The sequence below is a fragment of the Pseudoxanthomonas sp. LARHCG66 genome (assembly GCF_052871755.1).
In genome coordinates this window covers 270,822-291,860 of the sequence record NZ_JBIXJW010000002.1, presented here as the reverse complement: position 1 = coordinate 291,860, position 21,039 = coordinate 270,822, and the positions used below count along the sequence as shown (strand labels likewise).

Genomic DNA, 21,039 nt, shown 5'->3' with positions numbered 1-21,039 from the left:
CCGGAGGGCGCGGCATTCCGCGTCCTTGCACCGGAAACACGCACAGGCGAGGTCGGGGAATGGATGACGTGGTCGGGTTGTTGGTGCTGGTGGGGCTGGCCGTGCTGGCGATGCCGGTGCTGCTCATCGTCGCGCTGGTGGCGGTCAGCGGGCTGAAGCGCCGCGTGGCAATGCTCGAGGATCAGGTGACCCAGTTGCGCAGTGCGCGCGCGACCGAACCTGCACCCGCCCCCGCGCGCGCCGCTGCGCCCGCACCCACGGTGCAGGCTGCGGTACCGGAGGAAGGTCCCACGCTGGCGGACCTGATGCGCGAACCCGCGCCACCCCGTCCGGTATCCACCACCACGACGCCGCCGTCGCGCCCGGCCGGGCCACCGCCCATTCCGCCATCGCCACGCCCCGAGGCCTATCAGCAGCCTGCGCCGTCGATGCCGCCGCGTCCGGCTGCACCGTCGCGCCCCGACTTCGCGACGAAAGCCGTGCGCGCAGTGCAACGCTGGTTCACCGTCGGCAACGTGCCGGTGAAAATCGGTGTGCTGGTGCTGTTCGCCGGCGTGGCGGCGTTGTTGAAATACGGCGCCGACCAGGGCTGGTTCACCCTCCCGCCCGAGCTTCGCCTGGCCGGGATCGCGGCGGCCGCACTCGGCGCGCTGGCGTTCGCGTGGCGCAAGCGCGAGAGCAATCGCACGTTCGCGCTCAGCCTGCAGGGCGGCGCCATCGGCGTGCTGCTGCTGGTGGTGTTTGCGGCGTTCAAGATCTTCGGCCTGATGCCTGCCGGTGCCGCGTTCGCGCTGAGCATCGTGCTGGTGGCCGGCGCGGGCATGCTCGCGGTGCTGCAGGATGCCAGGTCGCTCGCGGTGTTCGCGCTGCTGGCGGGCTTCCTGGCGCCGATCTGGCTGTCGACGGGAAGTGGCAACCACGTTGCGCTGTTCTCGTACTACGCGGTGCTCAATGCGGCCATCGTGGGCATTGCCTGGTACAAGTCGTGGCGCGTGCTCAACCTGCTCGGCTTCGTCTTCACCTTCGGCATCGGCACGGCGTGGGGCCTGTTCGACTATGCGCCGGAGAAGTACGCCACCACGCAGCCGTTCCTGGCGTTGTTCTTCGTCTTCTATCTGCTCATCCCGTTGCTGTTCGCGCGACGGCAGCCGGCGAGTCGGCGCGACTTCATCGACGGCTGCCTGGTGTTCGGCATGCCGCTGGTCGTGTTCTCGCTGCAGGCCGGCCTCATGCAGGCCGGCACGTTCGAGGACAGCCGGCTGCCGCTGGCGTTCTGTGCGCTGGGCCTGGGCGTGCTGTACGCGGGATTGTCGTGGCTGCTGCGTCGCCGCGAGAGCTACGACACGCTTGCGCACTCCTACGCGCTGCTGGCGGTCGGCTTCGCCACATTGGCGGTACCGCTGGCGTTGTCGGCGCAGGCCACGGCTTGCGTGTTCGCGCTCGAGGGCGCGGCGCTGGCGTGGCTGGGCCTGCGGCAGTCGCGGCTGTTGCCGCAGCTGACCGGCGCGGGGCTGCAACTCGCGGCGGCTGTGGCGTTCTTCATCGCGAGCGCGGATGTGGCGTCCGGGTATGCGCCAACGGCCATGCCGATGTTCGCGAATGCCGCGTTCATGAGCGCGTTGCTGATCGCCGTTGCCGGTTTCGCCAGTGCATGGGCGTACCGCGGCCGCTTCGGTGGTGTGGCGCTGCTGTATTACCTCTGGGGCCTGGCCTGGTGGCTGGGCGACGGTGCGGTCGAGATCCTGACCCACCTCGGCCACCGCGACGAACCCGACGCGATGCTGGCCTTCGCCGCACTGACCGGTTGGCTGGCAGCGGAAGTGCACCGCCGACGTCCCGCCACCGCACTGGCGTGGACCACGCTGGCCGCGCTGGCCTCGGCCGTGCCGCTGGCCCTGTGGCAGTCCGGCGCGCACCAGCAACCGTTCGCCGGTCACGGTGGCTGGGCGTGGCTGGCTTACGCGGTGCTCGGCGTGCGCAGCCTGATGTGCCTGCGCGACAGCGAACATCGCCTGGCCGGCGCCGCACAGTTCGTGTGGTGGCTGGTGTGGCCGCTGGTGGCCAGCCTGTTGCTGGCATGGCTGCCCGAACACGTGGAAGGCATGGGCGACGGCTGGCAGGCGGGCCTCATCGCGCTGCCATGGCTGGTCGTCGTGGCGTTCGCGCTGTTCCGCTGGCACTGGCTGGCCGCGCCGCTGGGCGGGCGCTTCGACGCCTGGCGTACGCCGCTGTTGGGCACGCTGTTCGCCGCGCTGGGGCTGTGGTGGATGGGGTCGCTGTTCGTGGCCGGTGGCGCCGCCCCGTTGCCGTGGATTCCCGTGCTGAATCCGATGGAGCTGGCGCAGCTCGCCACGCTGGTGCTGCTGCTGCGCTGGTGGATGCCGGAAGCACGCGTGCTGCCGCCGACGCAGATCGTCCTGCTGTCCACGCTGGCATTCGTCTGGATCACCTCCGTGGTGCTGCATGCCGTCCACCATTGGGGTGGGGTGCCTTGGAGCGACAGCTTGATCTCCGGCAGCCTGGCGCAGACCAGTCTGACGGTCACCTGGAGCGTGCTGGGCGTGCTGGGCTGGGTGATCGGTTCGCGTCGCGGCCAGCGCATGCTGTGGCTGGGCGGTGCGGTATTGATGGCCGTGGTACTGGCGAAGCTGGTGTTCGTGGACCGCCAGCACCTGGGCAACCTGCTGGGCATCGGCTCATTCATGGCCTATGGCCTGCTGTGCACTGTGGTGGGTTATCTGGCGCCGGCGCCGCCGCGTCGATCGGGACAGGAGGAGGCCGCCGCATGAAGACGTTCCTGGTGATGCTGTTGCTGCTGCCGGCCACCGCGCTGGCGCAGACGCCCGCGTCCTACGCCAAGCGTTGGCCGCTGGTGCTGTCCGGCGAGCAGGCCGGCGCGTACCGGGTGGTGCTGGATCGCGAGGTCTACGCCACCACGGCATGGCCCGACCTGCGCGACGTGGACGTGCTGGATGCGAACGGCAAGCCGGTGGCAGCCGCGTTGTTCGGGCCCGAACAACCGACGGCGCTGCCCGCGCGACGCATCGTGGTGCCTTGGTTCGCGCTGCCGGCAACGCCACAGGACGCCGGCACCTCGTCGCGCGTGTCGGCGCAGTTCGGTGAGAACGGACGCATCGTCCGTATCGAGGCCGACAGCGCGGGCACGGGAACCACGGCGCCCGCGCGCGCCTTCCTGGTGGACCTGAGCGGGGTCCGCGACAGCATGGAAGCGCTGGAAATCACCTGGGATCCGGGCACCCCGCGCGAGGCGAGCTACCGCGTGGAAGGCAGCCAGGACCTGCAGGCATGGGAGGTGCTGCAGGCACGTGCGACGCTGGTCGAGCTGCAGCGCGGGCCACAGCGCCTGCTGCGTGACGAAGTGTCGATCAACGGCGGCTTCCGCTATGTCCGTTTCGTGCCGCTGGATGCATCGCCCGCGCTGCCCATCCGCCAGGTGCGCGTGCGTCTGGACGCCGAGCACCTGCAGCAGGCGGTGCAGTGGTCGGAACTCCAGGGGCGCAGGACATCCGAGCAGGGCGTGGAGAGCTACGTCTACCAGGGCGATGGACGTTACCCGATCGCGCTCGCCGACCTGGCGATGGACGACTACGCCGTGGGCGAATGGACGCTGGAGAGTCGCGACGCGACCGACGCACCCTGGCGCCTGCGTGCCGGCCCTTGGGTGGCCTATCGCGTGGGCGGCGACCGGCCCAGTGCATCGCCCGAACAACCCCTGGCCAGCGGCCCCGCGCGCGACCGCTATTGGCGCTTGCGCAGTCGCGGCGCGTTGCAGGAACAGGCGCCCACGCTGCGCCTGGGGTATCGCCCGGAAGTGATGGTCTTCCTTGCGCAGGGCACGCCGCCTTACGCGCTGGTGGCGGGAAGCGCAGCGGCGCGTCGCGCCACGGTGCCGATGCCGGAACTGCTCGATGCACTGCGTCGCGATCGCGGTGCCGAATGGCAACCTTCGCCCGCCTACCTCGCCACTTCCGCATCGCTGGCCGGCGATGCCGCGCTGGTGCCGCCGCCGACTCCGCGCGACTGGAAGGCCTGGTTGTTGTGGGCGCTGCTGGTGCTGGGCGCAGGGCTGGTGGTGGCATTCGCCTTCAGCCTGCTCCGCAACCGTCCACCCGCGTAGTCCAGGCGTTCGTTTGCGGCACGGGTGGGCAGGCGGGACAATGAGCATCTTCCCCGCTGCCCAGGACCCAAGATGCCCATCGTCCGCATGACCGACCTCGACCTCGCCGGCAAGCGCGTGCTGATCCGCCAGGATCTGAACGTGCCCATCGACGATGGCCGCATCACCTCCGAGCAGCGCATCACCGCCTCCCTGCCCACGCTGAAACTGGCGTTGCAGAAAGGCGCGGCGGTGATGGTCACCTCGCACCTGGGTCGACCGAAGGAAGGCGTGTGGAGCGAAGCCGACTCGCTGGCGCCGGTGGCCGCGCGCCTGTCCGAACTGCTCGGCGTTGACGTGCCGCTGGTGAAGGACTGGGTGGACGGCGTGGACGTGCGGCCGGGCCAGGTCGTCCTGCTCGAGAACTGCCGCATGAACATCGGCGAAGGCAAGGATGACGAAGCGCTGTCGAGGAAGTACGCGGCGCTGTGCGACGTGTTCGTGATGGATGCCTTCGGCACGGCGCACCGAGCGCAGGCGTCCACGCACGGCGTGATCCGTTTCGCTGCGGTGGCGGCCGGCGGCCCGCTGCTGATGGCCGAGCTGGATGCGCTCGACAAGGCGCTCGCCAACCCTGCGCGCCCGCTGCTGGCCATCGTCGCCGGCAGCAAGGTCTCCACCAAGCTGGAGCTGTTGACCAGCCTGGTCGGCAAGGTCGACCAGCTGATCGTCGGTGGCGGCATCGCCAACACCTTCATCGCCGCGGAAGGCCATGCCGTGGGCAAGTCGCTGTACGAGGCCGACCTGATCGACACCGCCAGGAAGATCGACGCCGACGCGAAGGCGCGTGGCGCCGAGATCCCGCTGCCGACCGACGTGGTGGTCGCCACGGCGTTCGCCGCCGATGCGCCGGCGACCGTGAAGGCCGTCGACGCGGTCGCGGCCGACGAGTTGATCCTCGACATCGGTCCGCAGACCGCACAGCGCTATGCCGGACTGATCAAGTCGGCCGGCACGGTGGTGTGGAACGGGCCCGTGGGCGTGTTCGAGTTCGACGCCTTCGGCAAGGGCACCGAGACGCTGGCGCGTGCGATCGCGCAATCCGGCGCATTTTCCATCGCCGGTGGCGGTGACACACTCGCGGCAGTGGACAAGTACGGCATCGCCGGTGACGTCAGTTACATCTCCACCGGCGGCGGCGCATTCCTGGAGTTCCTGGAAGGCAAGACGCTGCCCGCCGTCGCAGCGCTGGAGGCACGCGGTCAGTGAGTCGTGCCGCGCTGTTCTTCGATCTCGACGGTACGCTGATCGATTCGGCCGTCGGGATCACGCGCTGAATCGCGCATGCACTGACGCAGCTGGAGCACCCGATACCGACGGAGGCCGAGCTGCGCGGCTGGATCGGCCCGTCGCTGCGGACCAGTTTCATGCCGCTGCTGGGCGACCCGGCGAAGGTCGAAGCGGCGGTCGAGCTGTACCTCGAGCGCTTCGAGTCGCACGGGTGGCTGGAGCACCAGGTCTACGCCGGTATCGGCGAGGCGATCGAACGGTTGCGTGCCGACGGCCACCGGCTGGCGGTGGTCACCGCGAAGAACGAGCCGCATGCGCGCAAGATCCTCGCGCACCTGCCGTTCGGCCACCATTTCGAGGACATCATCGGCGCCACTGCTGATGGCCGGTTGAGCCACAAGAAGGACCTGATTGGCGAAGCATTGCGACGCCTGTCGCTGGCACCGGGGGCGTGCTGGATGATCGGGGATCGCCACATGGACATCGACGGTGCGCGCCATCACGGCATGCGCAGTGTCGGCGTGTTGTGGGGATTCGGTGGCGAACAGGAGCTGCGTGAGGCCGGCGCCAGCCACCTCGCGGGCGCGCCCGACCAATTGCGGCCACTGTTCGCCTGAGCCGGAACGCGTGCGGTCAAACGCGCGTTTCATCGCTCGGTTTTTTGCGCACTCGGGTGTGCGTGCGCAGCATGCGGCTTGCACGCAGAGACCAAAAAAATACCAGTCGCGCGTGTGCGCGGATCACCAGGAAAGTGCTTTGAAACAGCACTTTCCTCGCGCCACACCCTGTGCGCGGAGGGCTGTCCCGGGACAGCGGCATGACGTGGGGAATGTCAGTCGTTCCGAAGAAGTTTCGCTGTGGTAGCGTTTGCGCGATCACAGGGAATCCGCACCATGACCGAACGCCAGCGCCGCACCAAGATCCTCGCCACCCTCGGACCGGCGACGGACCCGCCCGGCGTGCTCGAGGAATTGTTCCGTGCCGGCGTCAACGTGGTGCGCCTGAACTTCTCCCACGGTGATCCGTCGGGCCAGGCCAAGCGCGCCGCAGCGGTGCGTCTGGCGGCACAGCGAGTGGGCGCGGAGGTCGGCATCCTCGCCGACCTGCCAGGACCGAAGATCCGTGTCGAACGGTTCGCCGAAGGCAAGGTGGTGCTGAAGACCGGCGACCGCTTCGACCTGGTGGCCAGTGTCGACGCGCCCCCGGGCGATGCCTCGCAGGTGGGCGTCAGCTACCTCGGCCTGCCGGGCGACGTGGAAGCCGGTGATGTCCTGCTGCTGGACGACGGCCTGATGCAGTTGCAGGTGGTGAAGGTCGATGGCGAGCGCATCGTCTGTACCGTGCTCAACGACGGCGTGCTGTCCGACCGCAAGGGCTTGAACAAGCAGGGCGGCGGCCTGTCGCTGGGCGCGCTGACCGAGCGCGACCGCGAGCTGATCGCCTACGTGGCCGAGAACATCGGCGTGGACTTCATCGCCGTGTCGTTCTGCCGCAATGCCGACGACATGAACGAGGCGCGCCGCATCGCGCGCGAGCATGGTTGCGATGCGGCCTTGGTCTCCAAGATCGAACGCACCGAGGCGATCGAGAACCTGGCCGAGATCGTCGACGCCAGCGACGTGGTGATGGTGGCGCGCGGCGACCTGGGCGTGGAGATCGGCGATGCCGAGCTGCCCGGCCTGCAGAAGAAGATCATCCGGGAGTCGCTGGCGCGCAACAAGGTGGTGATCACTGCCACCCAGATGCTGCAGTCGATGGTGGACAGCCCGATCCCCACGCGCGCCGAAGTGCTGGACGTGGCGAACGCCGTCATCGACGGCACCGACGCAGTGATGCTGTCGGCGGAAACCGCTGCGGGCAGTTATCCCGTGCGCGCGGTGGAGGCGATGGCACGCATCTGCCTCGGCGCAGAGAAGCAGTTCGAGATGGACACGGATTTCGAGAAGGCGCCGCGCAACCTCGAGCGCGCCGACCAGGCCATCGCGATGGCGACGATGTTCCTCTCCGAGCACATCGGCGTGCGCGCGATCGTGGCGATGACCGAATCCGGCGGTACCGCGCGCTTCCTGTCGCGCTTCCGTTCCAATGCGCCGATCTACGCGTTCTCGCGCCACGACGGCGCACGCCGCAAGATGGCGATGATCCGCGACGTGTTCCCCATCGCCTTCGACAGCCGTGGGCTTGCGCCCCGTGAGGCCGCGCGCGATGCGATGCGCGTGCTGCACGACCGAGAGCTGCTGGCCGAGGGCGACCGCGTGATCTTCACCAGCGGCGACCACATGGAGAAGCACGGCGCCACCAATACCCTTCGCCTGCTGCAGATGGGCGAGCGCGGCAAGGCCGAGGGGCTGGGCGAGCTGTAACCGCTTTCCCGGGATTCCCGCCGCGTCCGGATCCGGGCGCGTTGCGGCGCGTCCGTCGTCATGGTTGCCCGCTGCCGGCGCGGCGCGGGCTACAATTGGTATCTTTCCCGCCGCTTCCCCAGGAACCCCATGAGCATCGAACAGCTTGCCGAAACCGCCCAGGCCATGGTGGCCGCGGGCAAGGGCATCATCGCGATCGACGAGTCCACCACCACCATCGCCAAGCGGTTCGAGGGCGTGGGCATCGAGAACACGGAAGAGAACCGTCGCGCCTACCGCGAGCTGTTGCTCACCACGCCGAAGCTGTCGGACTACATCTCCGGCGCGATCCTGTTCGACGAGACCCTGCGCCAGTCCACCAAGGACGGCGTGCCGTTCGCCAAGTACATGAGCGACAACGGGATCATTCCCGGCATCAAGGTCGACAAGGGCACGCATGCCCTGGCCGGTTGCCCGGGCGAAGTGGTCACCGAAGGCCTGGACGGCCTGCGTGACCGCCTGAAGGAGTACTACAAGCTCGGCGCGCGCTTCGCCAAGTGGCGCGCGGTGATCACCATCGGCGAAGACATCCCGTCCGGCACCTGCATCGAGGCCAACGCGCACGCGCTGGCCCGCTATGCGGCGCTCTGTCAGGAATGCGGCCTGGTGCCGATGGTGGAACCCGAAGTGCTGATGGACGGCGACCACAACATCGAGGTCTGCTACGAAGTGACCGAAGCCGTGCTGCGCTCGCTGTTCGGTGCGCTGTACGAGCAGAACGTGCTGCTGGAAGGCACCATCCTGAAGGCCTCGATGGTCATCGCCGGCAAGGACTGCGAAGAGCAGGCCGACGTCGACGAGGTGGCCGAGTCCACCGTGATGTGCCTGAAGAGCACCGTGCCGGCGATCCTGCCGGGCGTGGTGTTCCTGTCCGGCGGCCAGACCGACGAGCAGTCGACCGCCCACCTCAACGCCATGAACCAGCTGGGCAACCTGCCGTGGCCGCTGAGCTTCTCCTACGGCCGTGCCATGCAGCAGGCCGCGCTGAAGCTGTGGTCGCAGGACCTGAAGGGCAACTTCGCCAAGGCGCAGGCCGTGGTCTATGAGCGCGCCAAGGAGAATGGCCTGGCCGCGCTGGGCAAGTGGGAAGGGTAAGCGCCCGCGCCACCGTGCAGTGATCGCGACGCCGGCCTTGTGCCGGCGTCGTCGTTTCCGAGGGGCGGGATCCGGAATCCGGCGGTGGCGTCCATTTCTCCGACCGTCATTCCCGCGCGGGCGGGAACGAGGACCCCTCTGTCGCTTGGCCCGGGCATCCATCCCGTCAAGGAGTGAGGGGATGGTCTCGTCATGCGGGGAGCGAGCGGTTCGTTCCTGAAACAGTGGCCCGTGACGAAAGCGCGGCTGAACGAAATTCTATGCCTTGAACATTACTGCTTAAGCATCTATATCATAGGCACCCATGAGCACTGTAAACGCCAAGAGCACCATCGGTTACCTCATCGCGGACCTCAGCCGGCTGTTCGGTCGCGTGTTCGACCGGCGCGCCGCGCACCTGGGCCTGACCCGCGTGCAGTGGCGCGCGCTCAAACGGATCCACCAGAGCGAAGGCATCACCCAGTCAGAGCTGGCCGACCTGCTCGACATGGAGCCGATCGCCGTCGGACGCGTGCTGGATCGCCTGCAGAAGGCCGGCTTCATCGAACGCCGCAGCGACCCGGACGACCGCCGCGTATGGCGCCTGCACCTGTTGCCGCAATCCGACGCGGTGATGCACGACATCGAAGCCGTCGCCGTCTCCGTACGCGAGGACTGCCTGGCCGGCGTCGATGCCGACGAATTGGCGACGACCCTGAAGGTGCTCGGCCAGATCCGCGAAAACCTTTCCCAGCTCGACCGCGCCAGCCGCGGCGAATCCTCCCTCCGCAAGAGCTGACCCCCACCATGACCAGCAAGATCAACCAGGCCGGCGAAAACGCGGCCACCCCCTCCGCTCCCAAGCGTCGCCGCGTGCCCGTGTGGCTGTGGGTGGCCGGCCCGCTGGCCGTCGCCGGCTTCTTCGGCTGGGAGTACCTCGCCTCGCAGCGCGAAGTGAGTACCGACAACGCCTACATCAAGGCCGAGCGCATCCTGATCGCGCCGCAGGTCGGCGGCCGCGTGGTCGAAGTCGCCGTGCGGCAGAACCAGCCGGTGAAGAAGGGCGACCTGCTGTTCCGCATCGATGCCGATCCGCTGACGATCGCGGTCGCGCAGAACGAAGCGCTGGTCGCGCGCATGGCCAATTCGGCCAGCGCCAGCCGCGCCAAGGTCGTCGGCACCGGCACCTCGATCCAGGCCGCGCGCGAGACGCTGGCGTGGGCGCAGCGCGATTTCCAGCGCATGCAGCAGCTCGCCGGCCAGCAACTGGTGTCGCGCAAGATGCTGGACGACGCGCGCCACGCCGTGGCCGAAGCGCGCACCGACCTGGGCGACGCCATCGCCACGCAATCCGAAGCCACCGCTTCGCTGAGCGGCAGCCCGGGTACGCCTACGCAGGACCTGCCCGAGTATCGCGCCGCGATGGCGATGCTGGCCAAAGCCAGGCTGGACCTGGCGCACGCCGAAGTGCGCGCGCCCGCGGACGGCATCGTCGGCCTGCACGATCTGCAGGTGGGCGAATACATCAACGTCGGCCAGTCGGCGATGCCGCTGGTCGCCACCTCGCCGATCTGGGTGGAAGCCAACTTCAAGGAAACCGAGCTGACGAAGATGCAGGTCGGCCAGCCGGCGACCATCGAGGTCGACTCGTATCCCGGCGTGAAGTGGAAGGCGCACGTGGCCTCCATCGCACCCGCCTCCGGCGCCGAGTTCAGCGTGCTGCCGCCGCAGAACGCCACCGGCAACTGGGTGAAGATCGTCCAGCGCATCCCCGTACGCCTCGAGATCGACAGCGCCGCCGCCGACGCGCCGCAGTTGCGTGCCGGCATGAGCGCCGACGTGCATGTCGAGCTGCGCGAGGGCGGTACCGCCTCCAGCCGCGCCACCGCCGCGCGCTGAGTTCCTTTCCATGTCATCCCGGGCGTGCGCGGACGCGGGCGAGGGCACTGTGGTGGGGCCCGGCCCCGCTGACGCCGCGCCCCGGGTGACCTCTGGATCGTCGCGCACCGCGTGCGTCGATCCCCTCCGGATTTTTCCATGAGCACGACTGCCGTCCCCCTTGCAGCCACGCACGACGACACCGGCAAGCGCACGCTGCTGGTCGGCTCGGTGATGCTGGCCACGCTGATGCAGGCGCTGGACACCACGATCGCCAACGTCGCGCTGCCCGACATGCAGGGCTCGCTGTCGGCCACCCAGGACCAGGTGTCGTGGGTGCTGACCAGCTACATCGTCGCCGCCGCCATCCTGACCCCGGTGACCGGTTGGCTGGCGGGCCGACTGGGGCGCCGCCGCCTGCTGATCATCGCGGTCAGCGGCTTCACCGTCGCCTCGCTGCTGTGCGGCATCGCCAGCGGCATCGGCGAGATGGTGATGTTCCGCATCCTGCAGGGCGTGTTCGGCGCCTCGCTGGTGCCGATTTCGCAGTCGCTGCTGCTGGATGCCTTCCCGAAGGAAAAACACGGCGCCGCGATGGCGATGTGGGGCATGGGCATCATGGTCGGGCCCATCCTGGGGCCGCCGCTGGGTGGTTTTCTGACCCAGAACTACAGCTGGCACTGGGTGTTCCTGATCAATCTGCCGATCGGCATCCTGGCGCTGGTCGGCATCATGGCCAGCGTCAAGAAGGACGCGGTGCAGGAGCGCAAGCTCGACGGCATCGGGCTGGGCCTGCTGGCGCTGGGCATTGGCGCGCTGCAGCTGTTCCTCGATCGCGGGCAGAGCGAGGACTGGTTCGGCAGTGTCGAGATCCAGATCGAAGCCGCGCTCGCCTTCCTCGCGCTGTACATGTACGGCCTGTGGTGGTGGCGCAAGCGCGACCACGCGCTGCTCGATCTTGGCCTGTTGAAGAATGCGAATTTCGCGGTCGGCTGCGCGCTGATCTTCGTCGTCGGCATCGTGCTGTTCGCCACGCTGGCGCTGTTGCCACCGTACCTGAGCACGCTGATGAACTATCCGGTGCTGACCATCGGCCTGGTGCTGGCGCCGCGCGGCGTGGGCACGATGTTCAGCATGATGGTCGTCGGCCGCCTGCTGGGCCGCATCGATGCGCGCTGGCCGATCCTGGTCGGCATGGCGCTGATGGTCGTTTCGCTGCATGGCATGACGCAGTTCGGGCCGAACGCGTCGATGCACTCCATCGTCTGGCTGGGCGTGGTGCAGGGCATGGGGCTGGGTCTGGTATTCGTGCCCATCTCCACCGTCGCCTACGCCACGCTGGAGCCGCACCAGCGCACCGAAGCTGCGGGCCTTTTCAGCCTGGTGCGCAACATCGGCTCGTCGGTCGGCATCTCGGTGGTGATGACGATGCTGTCGCGCGCGATGCAGGTGAACCACGCCGAGATCGGCGCGCGCATTCCCGCGTTTGGCGCAGAGACCACGCTGCTGCCTGCGGCGATGGATCCGTCCACGGCCACCGGTCTGGCGATGCTCAATGCCGAGGTCAACCGGCAGGCAGCGGCCATCGGCTATCTCAACGACTTCAAGCTGATGATGCTGCTCACCCTGGTGTCGATGCCGCTGGTGCTGCTGATGCGCGGCGGCAAGGCGCCGTCGGGGGGTGCCGGTGCGGATGCCGCTGCGGCGCATTGAGTGCCGGAGAGCGGTAGCGATGCCTGCGTTTACACTGCCCGCATGAAGATCGAAGGCCTGCACCACGTCGCGATCATCGCGTCCGACTACGCGCGCTCGAAGCGCTTCTATACCGACGTGCTCGGACTGCGCGTGGTTGCGGAGCACTATCGCGCAGAACGCGATTCCTGGAAGCTCGACCTCGCGCTGCCCGATGGCGCGCAGGTCGAGCTGTTCTCCTTTCCCTCGCCGCCGCCGCGTGTGTCGCGACCGGAGGCGTGCGGACTGCGCCACTTGGCGCTGCGCGTCGCGGACCTTGATGCTGCCGTCGCCCATCTTTACGCGCATGGCGTGGAATGCGAGCCGGTCCGCGTGGACGAGTACACGGGTCGTCGCTTCACCTTCTTCGCCGATCCGGACGACCTGCCGCTGGAGCTGTACGAGCAGTGAGGTGCTCACTGCAGGAGCGACGTGAGTCGCGACCGCACGCCATCCATGTTGGGATCTCGCAGACAGCGCATCATCTTGCCGCGCCCGGCTTGACCAGAGGCCAATATGGCGGACGACAGACGGTCGCGATTCACGTCGCTCCTACAGGACCCCGTACAAACGTGGATTCGCCCGCGTCGGCCTGCTAACGTGCGTGCCGTTCACTCGGGGGATGTCGGATGTTCTGCAGACAATGCGGCCAGCAGCTGGTCGACGAGGCCGTCGCGTGCCCGCAATGTGGCGTGGCGACGGGATACTTCCAGCAGGCCGTGGCGCAGGGCAAAAGCCGTACCAATTTCATCCTGTTCGGTGCGTTGCTGGGATTGATCGGCGTGCCGGGGGTGCATAACTTCTATGCCGGCTACAACCAGAGGGGATTGATCCAGCTGCTGGTCAGCGTGCTCTCGTGCTGGCTGCTCTGGCTGCCGATGTACATCTGGACGATCGTGGAGATCTGTACCGTCACCGTCGACAGCGACGGCAAGCCGATGTATTGAGGCGTCACGTCGATGAGGGCAATGCCATGAAGCCAACCGTCCCGTGCATGACCGGCCTGCTGCTGGCGATCGCCTCCGGCGCACACGCCGGAGAACTGGAGTGGCTGGCGGGCCACTGGTGCGGCCAGCATGGCAAGACATTCAGCGAGGAAACCTGGATGGCGCCGCGCGGCGGCCTTCTGGTCGGCATGCAGCGTGACTCGCGCGATGGCAAGGCGACAGGCTTCGAGTTCATGCGCATCGCGCAGCAGGACGGGCGCTGGGTGTTGCTGGCGCAGCCGGGCGGTGGCGCGGTCACCGCGTTCCCGGCGGCCAGCGTGGAGAAGGATCGCGTCGTGTTCGCCAATCCTTCGCACGACTTTCCGCGTCGCGTGATCTACCAGCGACGGGACGTCGACACGCTGCATGCCCGCGTCGACGACGGCCGCGATGACGGCAAGGCGCTGGAATGGACGTGGCGGCGCGAATGCGACGCGCCGCCGTCCGGCTGATCCGTCACGGCAGCGCGGCGTCGCCCAGCGAGGCCAGCCAGTCGTCGTCCGAACCCTCGTTGACGCCTTCGAACAGCGGCGTGGAGAAGTAGCGCTCGCCAGTGTCCGGGAGCATCGCCAGCAGCACGTCGCCGGGCTTGGCCTTCTGCGCAACCTGCAGCGCGGCAGCGACCGTGGCGCCGCCGGAGATGCCGACGAAGATGCCTTCCTCGGCCGCAAGGCGGCGCGCGGTGGCGATGGCCTCCACGTCGGTGACCGGCAGGATCTCGTCGGCCACCTCGCGGTTCAGCACGTCCGGCACGAAGTCCGGGGTCCAGCCCTGGATCTTGTGCGGCTGCCATTCCTTGCCCTGCAACAACGAGGCGCCCGCCGGTTCGGAGGCGGTGATGCGCACTTCCGGACGCGCGACCTTGAGCACTTCGCCCACGCCCGTCAGCGTGCCGCCGGTACCCCAGCCGGTGACGAAGTGATCGAGTCGCTGGCCGGCGAAATCGCGCAGGATTTCCGCCGCCGTCGTCTGCCGGTGATAGGCGGGATTGGCGGGATTGGCGAATTGGCGGGCAAGGAACCAGCCGTGCTGCTTCGCCAGTTCCTCGGCGCGGCGCACCATGCCGCTGCCACGCTCGGCGGCCGGTGTCAGGATCACCTTGGCGCCGTACGCGCGCATCAGCTTGCGGCGCTCGATCGAGAAGGTCTCGACCATCGTGGCCACGAATTTGTAGCCGCGCGCGGCGGCGACCATGGCGAGTGCGACGCCGGTGTTGCCGGAGGTCGCTTCGACGATGGTGTCGCCGGGTTTCAGCAGTCCCTTGGCCTCCGCATCGAGGATGATCGCCAGCGCCAGGCGGTCCTTCACCGACCCGCCCGGGTTGAACGATTCGACCTTGGCGTAGAGCGTGACGTGCTCGGGTGCGATGCGGTGCAGCTTGACGACCGGGGTGCGGCCGATGGTGTCGAGGATGCTGTCGTAAACGGCCATGGGGTCTCCGTAGGTAAGCGGTGGATCAGGCGGCCTGCAGTGTGGGCGCCGGGAGGTTGCGGGAATGTGTGGGCGCGCCTGCACCGAGCGGCGGCGCGCCGAACCAGTGCAGCGCGTCTGCCAGCGCGGCCACCTCGCCGAGGACCAGCAGGGCAGGTGAACGTACCTGATGGAAACGCGCGGTTTCCGGAAGATCGGCCAGGGTGCCATTCAGCACGCGTTGCTCGCGGCGCGTGCCGTTTTCGATCAGAGCGAAGGGCGTGGACGCTGCTCGGCCGTGCTGCACCAACCGGTCGCGCAGGCCTTCGAGCCCCGCCACGCCCATGTAGACCGCGAGTGTCTGCCGCTCCTGCGCCAGCGCCTGCCAGTCCAGCGTGTCGAACGACTCCTTGCAGTGCGCCGTCACCAGCTTCACCGACTGCGCGTGGTCGCGATGGGTCAGCGGGATGCCGGCGTACGCGGCGCACGCGACGGCGGCGGTGATGCCGGGCACCACCTCATAGGGAATGTCGTGCGCGCGCAGGAATTCCAGCTCTTCGCCGCCCCGGCCGAACACGAACGGATCGCCGCCTTTCAACCGCACCACGCGCTTGCCGGCGCGCGCGTGCTCCAGCATCAGCGCATGGATCTCCTCCTGGCGGGTGCTGTGGCCAGTGGCCGACTTGCCTACTTCAATGTAGGCCGCATCGCGGCGGCCGAGGCGCAGCACGTCGTCGCTGACCAGGCGGTCGTGCAGGATGACGTCGGCCTCGTTCATGGCGCGCAAGGCGTTGAGCGTCAGCAGGCCGGCATCGCCGGGGCCGGCGCCAACCACCGCGACGGAACCGGCGTGCGTGGTAGCGGCGCGCTCATCCAGCATGGCCTGGAAATGCTGTTCGGCCTGCGCGTGCAACTGCTGGCGGAACAGGCGGGGCAAGGGGCCCGCCAGCAGCTTCTCGAAGAAGCGGCGGCGTTCGCCAGGCTGCGGGAAGCGCTGGCGGATGCGCAGGCGCTGCCGGGTGAACAGGTCGGCCAGCGAGGCCCAGGAATCATCCAGCAGGGTTTCGAGCTGGCGACGCAGGTGGCGGGCCAGCATCGGTGCGCCGCCGCCGCTGGAGATGGCGATCTGCAGCGGGCCGCGTTCGACGATGGCGGGCACCTGGAAACTGGAGAGTTCGCCATCGTCCACGACATTGGCGAACACGTGGCGCGCTTCGGCGGCGGCGGCGACCGCGCGGTTGACCGACGCATCGTCGGTCGCCGCGACCACCAGCCATGCCCCCGACAGCCAGTGGGCATCGAAACGCCCGGCAATCCAGTCGATGCGTCCTTCCTCGTGCCACGTGCGCAGCTTCGGCGTGAGCTCCGGCGCGCCGACGCGCGGACGGGCGCCGGCATGCAGCAGCGCGGCTGTCTTCCTTTCCGCGACCGGGCCGCCACCCACGACGAGTACCCGGCGGCCTTGCAGGTCGGCGAACAGGGGGAACAACGGAGCACTCACGGGCATGGAGAGGATGGCGGCTGGGTTGCTGACCGTACTGCCGCCTCATGGCGGTCGGAAATGACATCCCACGAGAACCATATATCCTGCGGTTATAAGGCCGGCCGGCTACGGTCCGGACAAATCCTCTACAGTCCAAGGCCCCCTTCCGGTGGGCCGATGCGCGCCCCACGCCGATGACGCTGACCCAACTTCGCTATCTGGTGGCCATCGCCGATGCCGACCTGAACATCACGCTGGCGGCGGCGCGGGTGCATGCCACCCAGCCCGGCCTGTCCAAGCAGCTCAAGCAACTGGAAGACGAGCTGGGCTTCCTGCTGTTCGTGCGCAAGGGCAGGAGCCTGGAAGCCGTGACGCCTGCCGGCAACGAAGTGATCGAGCGCGCGCGGCTGGTGCTGGCCGAGGCCAACAACATCCGCACCTACGCCGCCAACCAGCGCCGCGAGAGCCAGGGCCAGCTGGTGCTGGTGACCACGCATACGCAGGCGCGCTTCGTGTTGCCGCCAGCCATCGCGCAGATCAAGCGGGATTTCCCGCAGGTGAGCGTGCATCTGCAGCAGGCGCCGGAAAGCCAGGCGCTGGACCTGCTGACCCAGGGCGATGCCGACATGGCCGTGGTCAGTACCGCCGGCGATCAGCCACAGGCGGGCATCGCCGTGCCGCTGTACCGCTGGCGCCGGCTGGTGCTGGTGCCACGCGGCCACGCGCTGGAAGAGCTCGGTCGCGTGCCGGGGATGGCCGATCTCGCCGGGCAGCCCCTCATCAGCTACGAATCCTCCACCCGGCCGGGGTCATCGCTGCAACGCGCGTTCGCCAAGGTGGGGCTGGAGCCGAACATCGCCCTGACCGCGCTCGATGCCGACCTGATCAAGACCTACGTCCGCGCCGGCCTCGGCGTGGGTCTGCTGGCCGAGATGGCGGTGAATGCCACCGACACCGATCTGCGAGCATGGCCGGCACCGGCGGAGGTCAAGGAATGCATCACGTGGGCGGTGCTGCCGCGTGAGCGCGTGCTGCGCGATTACGCGTTGGACCTGGTGCGCGCGCTGGCACCGCAGATCGACCGCCGCGACCTGCGCCGGGTGATCGACGGCAACCAGGATCCGGATTGGCCCGAGCCCCCAACGTGGGCAGCGCTCACCCAGACGATCACCAGTTGAATCGTCCCCCGATCACGTGATTGACGGCATCCCCCGACCTGCGCGAGCCTGAAGTCTCGTCGACACGGTCGGATACCGCGATGAACCGCATATCGAAGATGGTGCTGCGCATGTACGTGCCGGCGGTCGTCATCACCCTCGGCGGGCTGGCGACGGCCGAAGCCGTCACCCGCACCGAGCGCGTGCTGGTGGGTATTCCACCGCAACGACTGGCGTCGTTGTCGTTCCTGCTCGCCATCCTGTTGGGCACCGCGTGGGCGCTGCATTCCAGTTGGCGGCTGTACCGCTGGGCACGGGGCCGCGAGCTGCGCTGCGCCTGCGGCGGCATGATGTCGCGCGTGCGCTACAACCGGCAGCGACAGAAGTACCGCAAGTGCCTGGCCTGTGGTGGCAAGTCGCTGGAGGGCGCGCATTGCGCTGGCGGCTGACGGGCGGCGCGCACGCATGAGGTGGCGGTTCGACGCGGTCTCCGCCGCCTGGGCGCTGGCATTGCTGGTATTGCTCGTGTTGCTGGCGACCGTCGGCGCGGGGCTCGGCTGGACAAGGGGCTTCGTGGGCGACGTGCTCGCAGTGGTCTGGGTGCATTGCCTGCTTGCCACCGTCGCCTGGATGCGTCCGCCGGTGCGGCCTTTGCTGGCGCTCGCCGTGGGGCTCGCGATCGAGGCCGCGCAGTACGTCAGCCAGCAGACGGGCTGGCAGGTGTCCTCACCCGTGCTGCGCGTCGTGCTGGGCAGCACGCCGGATGCGCTGGACGTGTTGGCCTACCTGATCGGCTTCCTGCTGGCGCTCCTGCTGGAGCGCCGTCATCTCGGCGCCCGGGCGGCATGAGGCGCACATGGGTTCCCGTCTACGAGGGGCAACTCTCCCCGACCTGCTGTTGCGCCACGCATTCCCGGTAGCGGGTGGGCAGTCCGCGTATCTCATGGGTCTTGCCGGGCGCCAGCGCGAAGTTCTCCAGCGTCGTGCGCGTGCAGGGCGCAGGGTTTTTGCCCGGTGCGGGCGCAGGGCAGTGTTCGGTGTAAACGAGGTAATGGCACTGGCCGCTCTCGCTGGCGAAGCACTCGAACCTCGCCACGCCCTCCCGCACCGTGGTCTTGCTGAAGAGCGTGTCCACGCCGTTGGCGCTGCTGTGGTGGATGGTGGTGACGCTGGGCTTCTCGTTGCATCCTGCCAGGGCCATCAGGCAGGACAGCAGGGACGTGACGATGCGCATGGCGTTTCCTCTGGTGTTTCGATGGGCAAAGGCAAGCCATCCACGACGCAGGCGCGCCGTGCCGGTGATGCCACGTTGGATGCCGCGCGGAGCGGCCGGGTTTAGAACGGCGACTACATGTTGCGGAACAGGCTCATGAAGGGCTGGCTGACGGTCAGGGTTTCCGGACGCGTCTTCAACTTCAGCCGGCCACGGCCTGCGTCATCGCGGCTGACCGAGGCGACGGCCTTCATGTTGACGATGGTGGAGCGGTGGATCTGTTTGAAGGTGTTGGCATCCAGCGAATCGAGCAGCTCGCGCAGTGGGGTGCGCAGCAGCGATTCGCCTTCGGCGGTCATCACGGTGGTGTACTTGTTGTCGGCCTGGAAGTAGGCCACGTCGTCCACCATGATCAGCCGGGTGTCCTTGCCCGCGCTGGCGGTGATCCACACCAGCGGCGGCTTCGACGACGTTACTTCTCGTGCCGACAGGTGGCGCAGAAGCGCTTCCAGCGTTGCGCCGTCGGGATGGCCCGCCGCGGCGCGTGCCTGGATGCGCTGCACGGTGGCCAGCAACCGCTCGCGCGTGATCGGCTTGAGCAGGTAGTCGATGGCGCCCTGCTCGAACGCATCGATGGCGTACTGGTCGTAGGCGGTGACGAATACCACCTGCGTGCGTGGACTCGCATCGGCCAGGCCGCGAGCGACCTCGATGCCGGTCAGGCCGGGCATGCGGATATCGAGGAACGCCACGTCGGGCTGCAACTCGGCGATGGATTCCAGCGCGCTGGCGCCATCCTCGCACTCGGCCACGATGTCCAGCTGCGGCCAGGCTTCCTTCAACAGCGAGGACAGCGCGGTGCGCAGCAGCTCCTCGTCTTCGGCGATCACGCCCCGGAAGTTCATGCGGCACCTGCCTTGCCGGTCAGCGGCAGCGTCAGCGTGGCGGCTACGCCGCTGGGGAAATTGGACACGATGGCGAACGAAGCCTCGCTGCCGAAGGTCAGGCGCAAGCGTTCACGCAGGTTCTTCAGGCCGATGCCGGTGCCGGTGCTCTGGCCACCGAAGCCCTGGCCGTCGTCGGCGACGGTGAGCGTGGCGTGGTCGTCGTGCTTGCGGGCGAGGATCCAGATGGTGCCGCCGCCGGTCTTGGGCTCCAGGCCGTGTTTGATGGCGTTCTCCACCAGCGTCTGCAGCATCATCGACGGCATAGGCACCGGCTTCAGTGCGTCCGGTACTTCGACCTGCACGTTGAGGCGGGTGCCCATGCGGATCTTCAGGATCTCCAGGTAGGCCTGGGTGCGCTCCAGTTCCTCGCCCAAGGTGGACAGCGCCTCGTCGGTGCGCGGCAGCGAGCTGCGCAGGTAGTGGATCAGGTGGCCGAGCATGATGTCGGCACGCGGTGGATCGGTGCGGGTCAGCACCTGCGCGCTCGCGAGCGTGTTGTAGAGGAAGTGCGGTTCCACCTGCGCGTTGAGCAGGTTCAGGCGCGCCACGGTCAGTTCCTTCTCGCTGACGGTCTTCTCGACGTCGGCCTGTTCCTGCCGGCGCTGGTCGGCGACGCGGCGGGTGATGGCGCGGGTGACGGCTTCAGCGTTCTCCACGTTCACGCCGTCGTCCAGCACGAACAGGTCGAGCCAGGCGCTGGCATCCGGGCCCAGCATCAGGGTGATGCTGCTGGTGCCATTGCCGGGGGTGACGGTGGCCTGCACCAGGTCACGCTTCACCGCGAAGCGGGCCATGATGTTGAAGCGTGAGGGCTGGCTGGGACCGTCGAAACTGTCCACCCGACGCACCTTGACCCGTACCTGCAGACTGTCGGGGGCGCTCTCCGCCTCCTCCGCGCGCGGCAGTTCGCGCAGCGCGCCTTCGATCAGGGCGAAGGCGGCGGCCGTATCCAGCGGCACTTCGATCTGCCGGCGCTGGCGGCTCGACAGTGTGGTGCTGTCCAGCCGTCCCGTGATCAGCCAGATCCGGCGCAGATGGCTGATCAGGCCGATCAGCACCGACAGCATCACCAGGGTCGAGGCGAGGTTGAAGAGCCATTCGGCCGCACCCGACAGCATGGTCCGTTCGAAGATGCCGTTCCAGATGAAGCCCGCCATGAGCACTGCGCCGAACCAGGCGACGAGGATGCGGACGATCAGGAGCAGGCTTGGGAACACGTGGGACACCGCGGCTTCGGGAGTGCCGTGGAGGATAGCCCGCCCGTCCCGGGAGGGAAGAGGGTGCGCGACGGACCCCGCGATGCGGCGACGAAACCGGGCTGGCCCGACGCGAATGCCTCAGGCCGGCGGGG

At 68.2% G+C, this 21,039-nt stretch carries 19 protein-coding genes and 1 pseudogene; 15 read left to right on the top strand and 5 right to left on the bottom strand.

What is annotated here, in order from left to right; genetic code table 11:
• Positions 1 to 59: 59 nt before the first annotated feature.
• From ACIPRS_RS08200 to ACIPRS_RS08145, 12 genes and pseudogenes are all read left to right on the top strand, one after another.
• Entirely contained in the window at positions 60 to 2,789 is a 2,730-nt protein-coding gene (locus ACIPRS_RS08200; protein WP_446538191.1) for a DUF2339 domain-containing protein, read from the top strand.
• Positions 2,786 to 4,138, top strand: a complete 1,353-nt coding sequence (locus tag ACIPRS_RS08195) for a DUF3999 domain-containing protein (RefSeq protein WP_446538190.1) — start codon at positions 2,786 to 2,788, stop codon at positions 4,136 to 4,138. The genes ACIPRS_RS08200 and ACIPRS_RS08195 overlap by 4 nt, the downstream gene beginning before the upstream one ends.
• Positions 4,139 to 4,210: 72 nt before the next feature.
• Positions 4,211 to 5,386 (top strand): phosphoglycerate kinase, encoded by a 1,176-nt coding sequence (locus tag ACIPRS_RS08190; RefSeq protein WP_446538189.1) that lies wholly within the window; start codon positions 4,211 to 4,213, stop codon positions 5,384 to 5,386.
• A pseudogene (locus ACIPRS_RS08185) lies at positions 5,383 to 6,024 on the top strand (HAD hydrolase-like protein). The gene ACIPRS_RS08190 and the pseudogene ACIPRS_RS08185 overlap by 4 nt, the downstream one beginning before the upstream one ends.
• Before the next feature lie 276 nt (positions 6,025 to 6,300).
• The gene (pyk, locus tag ACIPRS_RS08180; RefSeq protein WP_192202087.1) at positions 6,301 to 7,770 is read left to right on the top strand and encodes a pyruvate kinase; all 1,470 of its coding nucleotides are present in this window, start codon (positions 6,301 to 6,303) and stop codon (positions 7,768 to 7,770) included.
• A gap of 129 nt (positions 7,771 to 7,899) precedes the next feature.
• A complete protein-coding gene (locus tag ACIPRS_RS08175; protein ID WP_192202085.1) occupies positions 7,900 to 8,904 on the top strand; it encodes a class I fructose-bisphosphate aldolase in 1,005 nt (334 codons plus the stop codon).
• A gap of 304 nt (positions 8,905 to 9,208) precedes the next feature.
• Positions 9,209 to 9,682, top strand: a complete 474-nt coding sequence (locus tag ACIPRS_RS08170) for a MarR family winged helix-turn-helix transcriptional regulator (protein WP_446538188.1) — start codon at positions 9,209 to 9,211, stop codon at positions 9,680 to 9,682.
• An 8-nt stretch (positions 9,683 to 9,690) separates the two neighbouring features.
• On the top strand, positions 9,691 to 10,782 hold the full coding sequence (locus ACIPRS_RS08165; protein ID WP_446538187.1) for an HlyD family secretion protein: 1,092 nt from the start codon (positions 9,691 to 9,693) through the stop codon (positions 10,780 to 10,782).
• A gap of 138 nt (positions 10,783 to 10,920) precedes the next feature.
• Positions 10,921 to 12,474, top strand: a complete 1,554-nt coding sequence (locus tag ACIPRS_RS08160; RefSeq protein WP_446538186.1) for an MDR family MFS transporter — start codon at positions 10,921 to 10,923, stop codon at positions 12,472 to 12,474.
• 42 nt (positions 12,475 to 12,516) lie between these two features.
• Positions 12,517 to 12,903 carry an SMU1112c/YaeR family gloxylase I-like metalloprotein gene (gloA2, locus tag ACIPRS_RS08155; RefSeq protein ID WP_446538185.1) on the top strand — a complete coding sequence of 129 codons (387 nt, stop codon included), beginning with the start codon at positions 12,517 to 12,519 and terminating at the stop codon, positions 12,901 to 12,903.
• 218 nt (positions 12,904 to 13,121) lie between these two features.
• Positions 13,122 to 13,439, top strand: coding sequence for an NINE protein (locus tag ACIPRS_RS08150; protein WP_192202081.1), 318 nt, complete (start codon positions 13,122 to 13,124; stop codon positions 13,437 to 13,439).
• A gap of 26 nt (positions 13,440 to 13,465) precedes the next feature.
• Positions 13,466 to 13,930, top strand: a complete 465-nt coding sequence (locus tag ACIPRS_RS08145) for a DUF6265 family protein (protein WP_446538184.1) — start codon at positions 13,466 to 13,468, stop codon at positions 13,928 to 13,930.
• A gap of 4 nt (positions 13,931 to 13,934) precedes the next feature.
• On the opposite strand, the gene cysK is transcribed toward ACIPRS_RS08145, so the two are convergent.
• Together cysK and cysG are read right to left on the bottom strand one after the other, a co-directional pair.
• Positions 13,935 to 14,909, bottom strand: a complete 975-nt coding sequence (cysK, locus tag ACIPRS_RS08140; RefSeq protein WP_337731560.1) for a cysteine synthase A — start codon at positions 14,907 to 14,909, stop codon at positions 13,935 to 13,937.
• Between the two features lie 25 nt (positions 14,910 to 14,934).
• The gene (gene cysG / locus ACIPRS_RS08135; RefSeq protein ID WP_446538183.1) at positions 14,935 to 16,395 is read right to left on the bottom strand and encodes a siroheme synthase CysG; all 1,461 of its coding nucleotides are present in this window, start codon (positions 16,393 to 16,395) and stop codon (positions 14,935 to 14,937) included.
• A 170-nt stretch (positions 16,396 to 16,565) separates the two neighbouring features.
• Here cysG and ACIPRS_RS08130 point away from each other — a divergent pair, with 170 nt between their 5' ends.
• From ACIPRS_RS08130 to ACIPRS_RS08120, 3 genes are all read left to right on the top strand, one after another.
• On the top strand, positions 16,566 to 17,549 hold the full coding sequence (locus ACIPRS_RS08130; RefSeq protein ID WP_192202077.1) for a LysR family transcriptional regulator: 984 nt from the start codon (positions 16,566 to 16,568) through the stop codon (positions 17,547 to 17,549).
• An 80-nt stretch (positions 17,550 to 17,629) separates the two neighbouring features.
• Positions 17,630 to 17,977, top strand: a complete 348-nt coding sequence (locus ACIPRS_RS08125) for a hypothetical protein (protein ID WP_337731558.1) — start codon at positions 17,630 to 17,632, stop codon at positions 17,975 to 17,977.
• Between the two features lie 16 nt (positions 17,978 to 17,993).
• Positions 17,994 to 18,377, top strand: a complete 384-nt coding sequence (locus ACIPRS_RS08120; protein WP_446538182.1) for a ribosomal maturation YjgA family protein — start codon at positions 17,994 to 17,996, stop codon at positions 18,375 to 18,377.
• Positions 18,378 to 18,396: 19 nt separating this feature from the next.
• Here the strand turns inward: ACIPRS_RS08120 and ACIPRS_RS08115 are convergent, their stop codons facing one another.
• The 3 genes from ACIPRS_RS08115 to ACIPRS_RS08105 form a co-directional block, all read right to left on the bottom strand.
• Positions 18,397 to 18,762 (bottom strand): hypothetical protein, encoded by a 366-nt coding sequence (locus tag ACIPRS_RS08115; RefSeq protein ID WP_446538181.1) that lies wholly within the window; start codon positions 18,760 to 18,762, stop codon positions 18,397 to 18,399.
• A gap of 113 nt (positions 18,763 to 18,875) precedes the next feature.
• A complete protein-coding gene (locus tag ACIPRS_RS08110) occupies positions 18,876 to 19,646 on the bottom strand; it encodes a LytR/AlgR family response regulator transcription factor (RefSeq protein ID WP_277727251.1) in 771 nt (256 codons plus the stop codon).
• On the bottom strand, positions 19,643 to 20,905 hold the full coding sequence (locus ACIPRS_RS08105; protein ID WP_337731555.1) for a histidine kinase: 1,263 nt from the start codon (positions 20,903 to 20,905) through the stop codon (positions 19,643 to 19,645). Before ACIPRS_RS08105 ends, ACIPRS_RS08110 begins: the two co-directional genes overlap by 4 nt.
• Between the last annotated feature and the right edge of the window lie 134 nt (positions 20,906 to 21,039).

Excerpts from the sequence above, each read along its gene's own strand:
- ACIPRS_RS08200 (WP_446538191.1), top strand. The coding sequence starts at position 60 with ATGGATGACGTGGTCGGGTTGTTGGTGCTGGTGGGGCTGGCCGTGCTG.
- ACIPRS_RS08195 (WP_446538190.1), top strand. The coding sequence starts at position 2,786 with ATGAAGACGTTCCTGGTGATGCTGTTGCTGCTGCCGGCCACCGCGCTG.
- ACIPRS_RS08190 (WP_446538189.1), top strand. The coding sequence starts at position 4,211 with ATGCCCATCGTCCGCATGACCGACCTCGACCTCGCCGGCAAGCGCGTG.
- pyk (WP_192202087.1), top strand. The coding sequence starts at position 6,301 with ATGACCGAACGCCAGCGCCGCACCAAGATCCTCGCCACCCTCGGACCG.
- ACIPRS_RS08175 (WP_192202085.1), top strand. The coding sequence starts at position 7,900 with ATGAGCATCGAACAGCTTGCCGAAACCGCCCAGGCCATGGTGGCCGCG.
- ACIPRS_RS08170 (WP_446538188.1), top strand. The coding sequence starts at position 9,209 with ATGAGCACTGTAAACGCCAAGAGCACCATCGGTTACCTCATCGCGGAC.
- ACIPRS_RS08165 (WP_446538187.1), top strand. The coding sequence starts at position 9,691 with ATGACCAGCAAGATCAACCAGGCCGGCGAAAACGCGGCCACCCCCTCC.
- ACIPRS_RS08160 (WP_446538186.1), top strand. The coding sequence starts at position 10,921 with ATGAGCACGACTGCCGTCCCCCTTGCAGCCACGCACGACGACACCGGC.
- gloA2 (WP_446538185.1), top strand. The coding sequence starts at position 12,517 with ATGAAGATCGAAGGCCTGCACCACGTCGCGATCATCGCGTCCGACTAC.
- ACIPRS_RS08150 (WP_192202081.1), top strand. The coding sequence starts at position 13,122 with ATGTTCTGCAGACAATGCGGCCAGCAGCTGGTCGACGAGGCCGTCGCG.
- ACIPRS_RS08145 (WP_446538184.1), top strand. The coding sequence starts at position 13,466 with ATGAAGCCAACCGTCCCGTGCATGACCGGCCTGCTGCTGGCGATCGCC.
- cysK (WP_337731560.1), bottom strand. The coding sequence starts at position 14,909 with ATGGCCGTTTACGACAGCATCCTCGACACCATCGGCCGCACCCCGGTC.
- cysG (WP_446538183.1), bottom strand. The coding sequence starts at position 16,395 with ATGCCCGTGAGTGCTCCGTTGTTCCCCCTGTTCGCCGACCTGCAAGGC.
- ACIPRS_RS08130 (WP_192202077.1), top strand. The coding sequence starts at position 16,566 with ATGACGCTGACCCAACTTCGCTATCTGGTGGCCATCGCCGATGCCGAC.
- ACIPRS_RS08125 (WP_337731558.1), top strand. The coding sequence starts at position 17,630 with ATGAACCGCATATCGAAGATGGTGCTGCGCATGTACGTGCCGGCGGTC.
- ACIPRS_RS08120 (WP_446538182.1), top strand. The coding sequence starts at position 17,994 with ATGAGGTGGCGGTTCGACGCGGTCTCCGCCGCCTGGGCGCTGGCATTG.
- ACIPRS_RS08115 (WP_446538181.1), bottom strand. The coding sequence starts at position 18,762 with ATGCGCATCGTCACGTCCCTGCTGTCCTGCCTGATGGCCCTGGCAGGA.
- ACIPRS_RS08110 (WP_277727251.1), bottom strand. The coding sequence starts at position 19,646 with ATGAACTTCCGGGGCGTGATCGCCGAAGACGAGGAGCTGCTGCGCACC.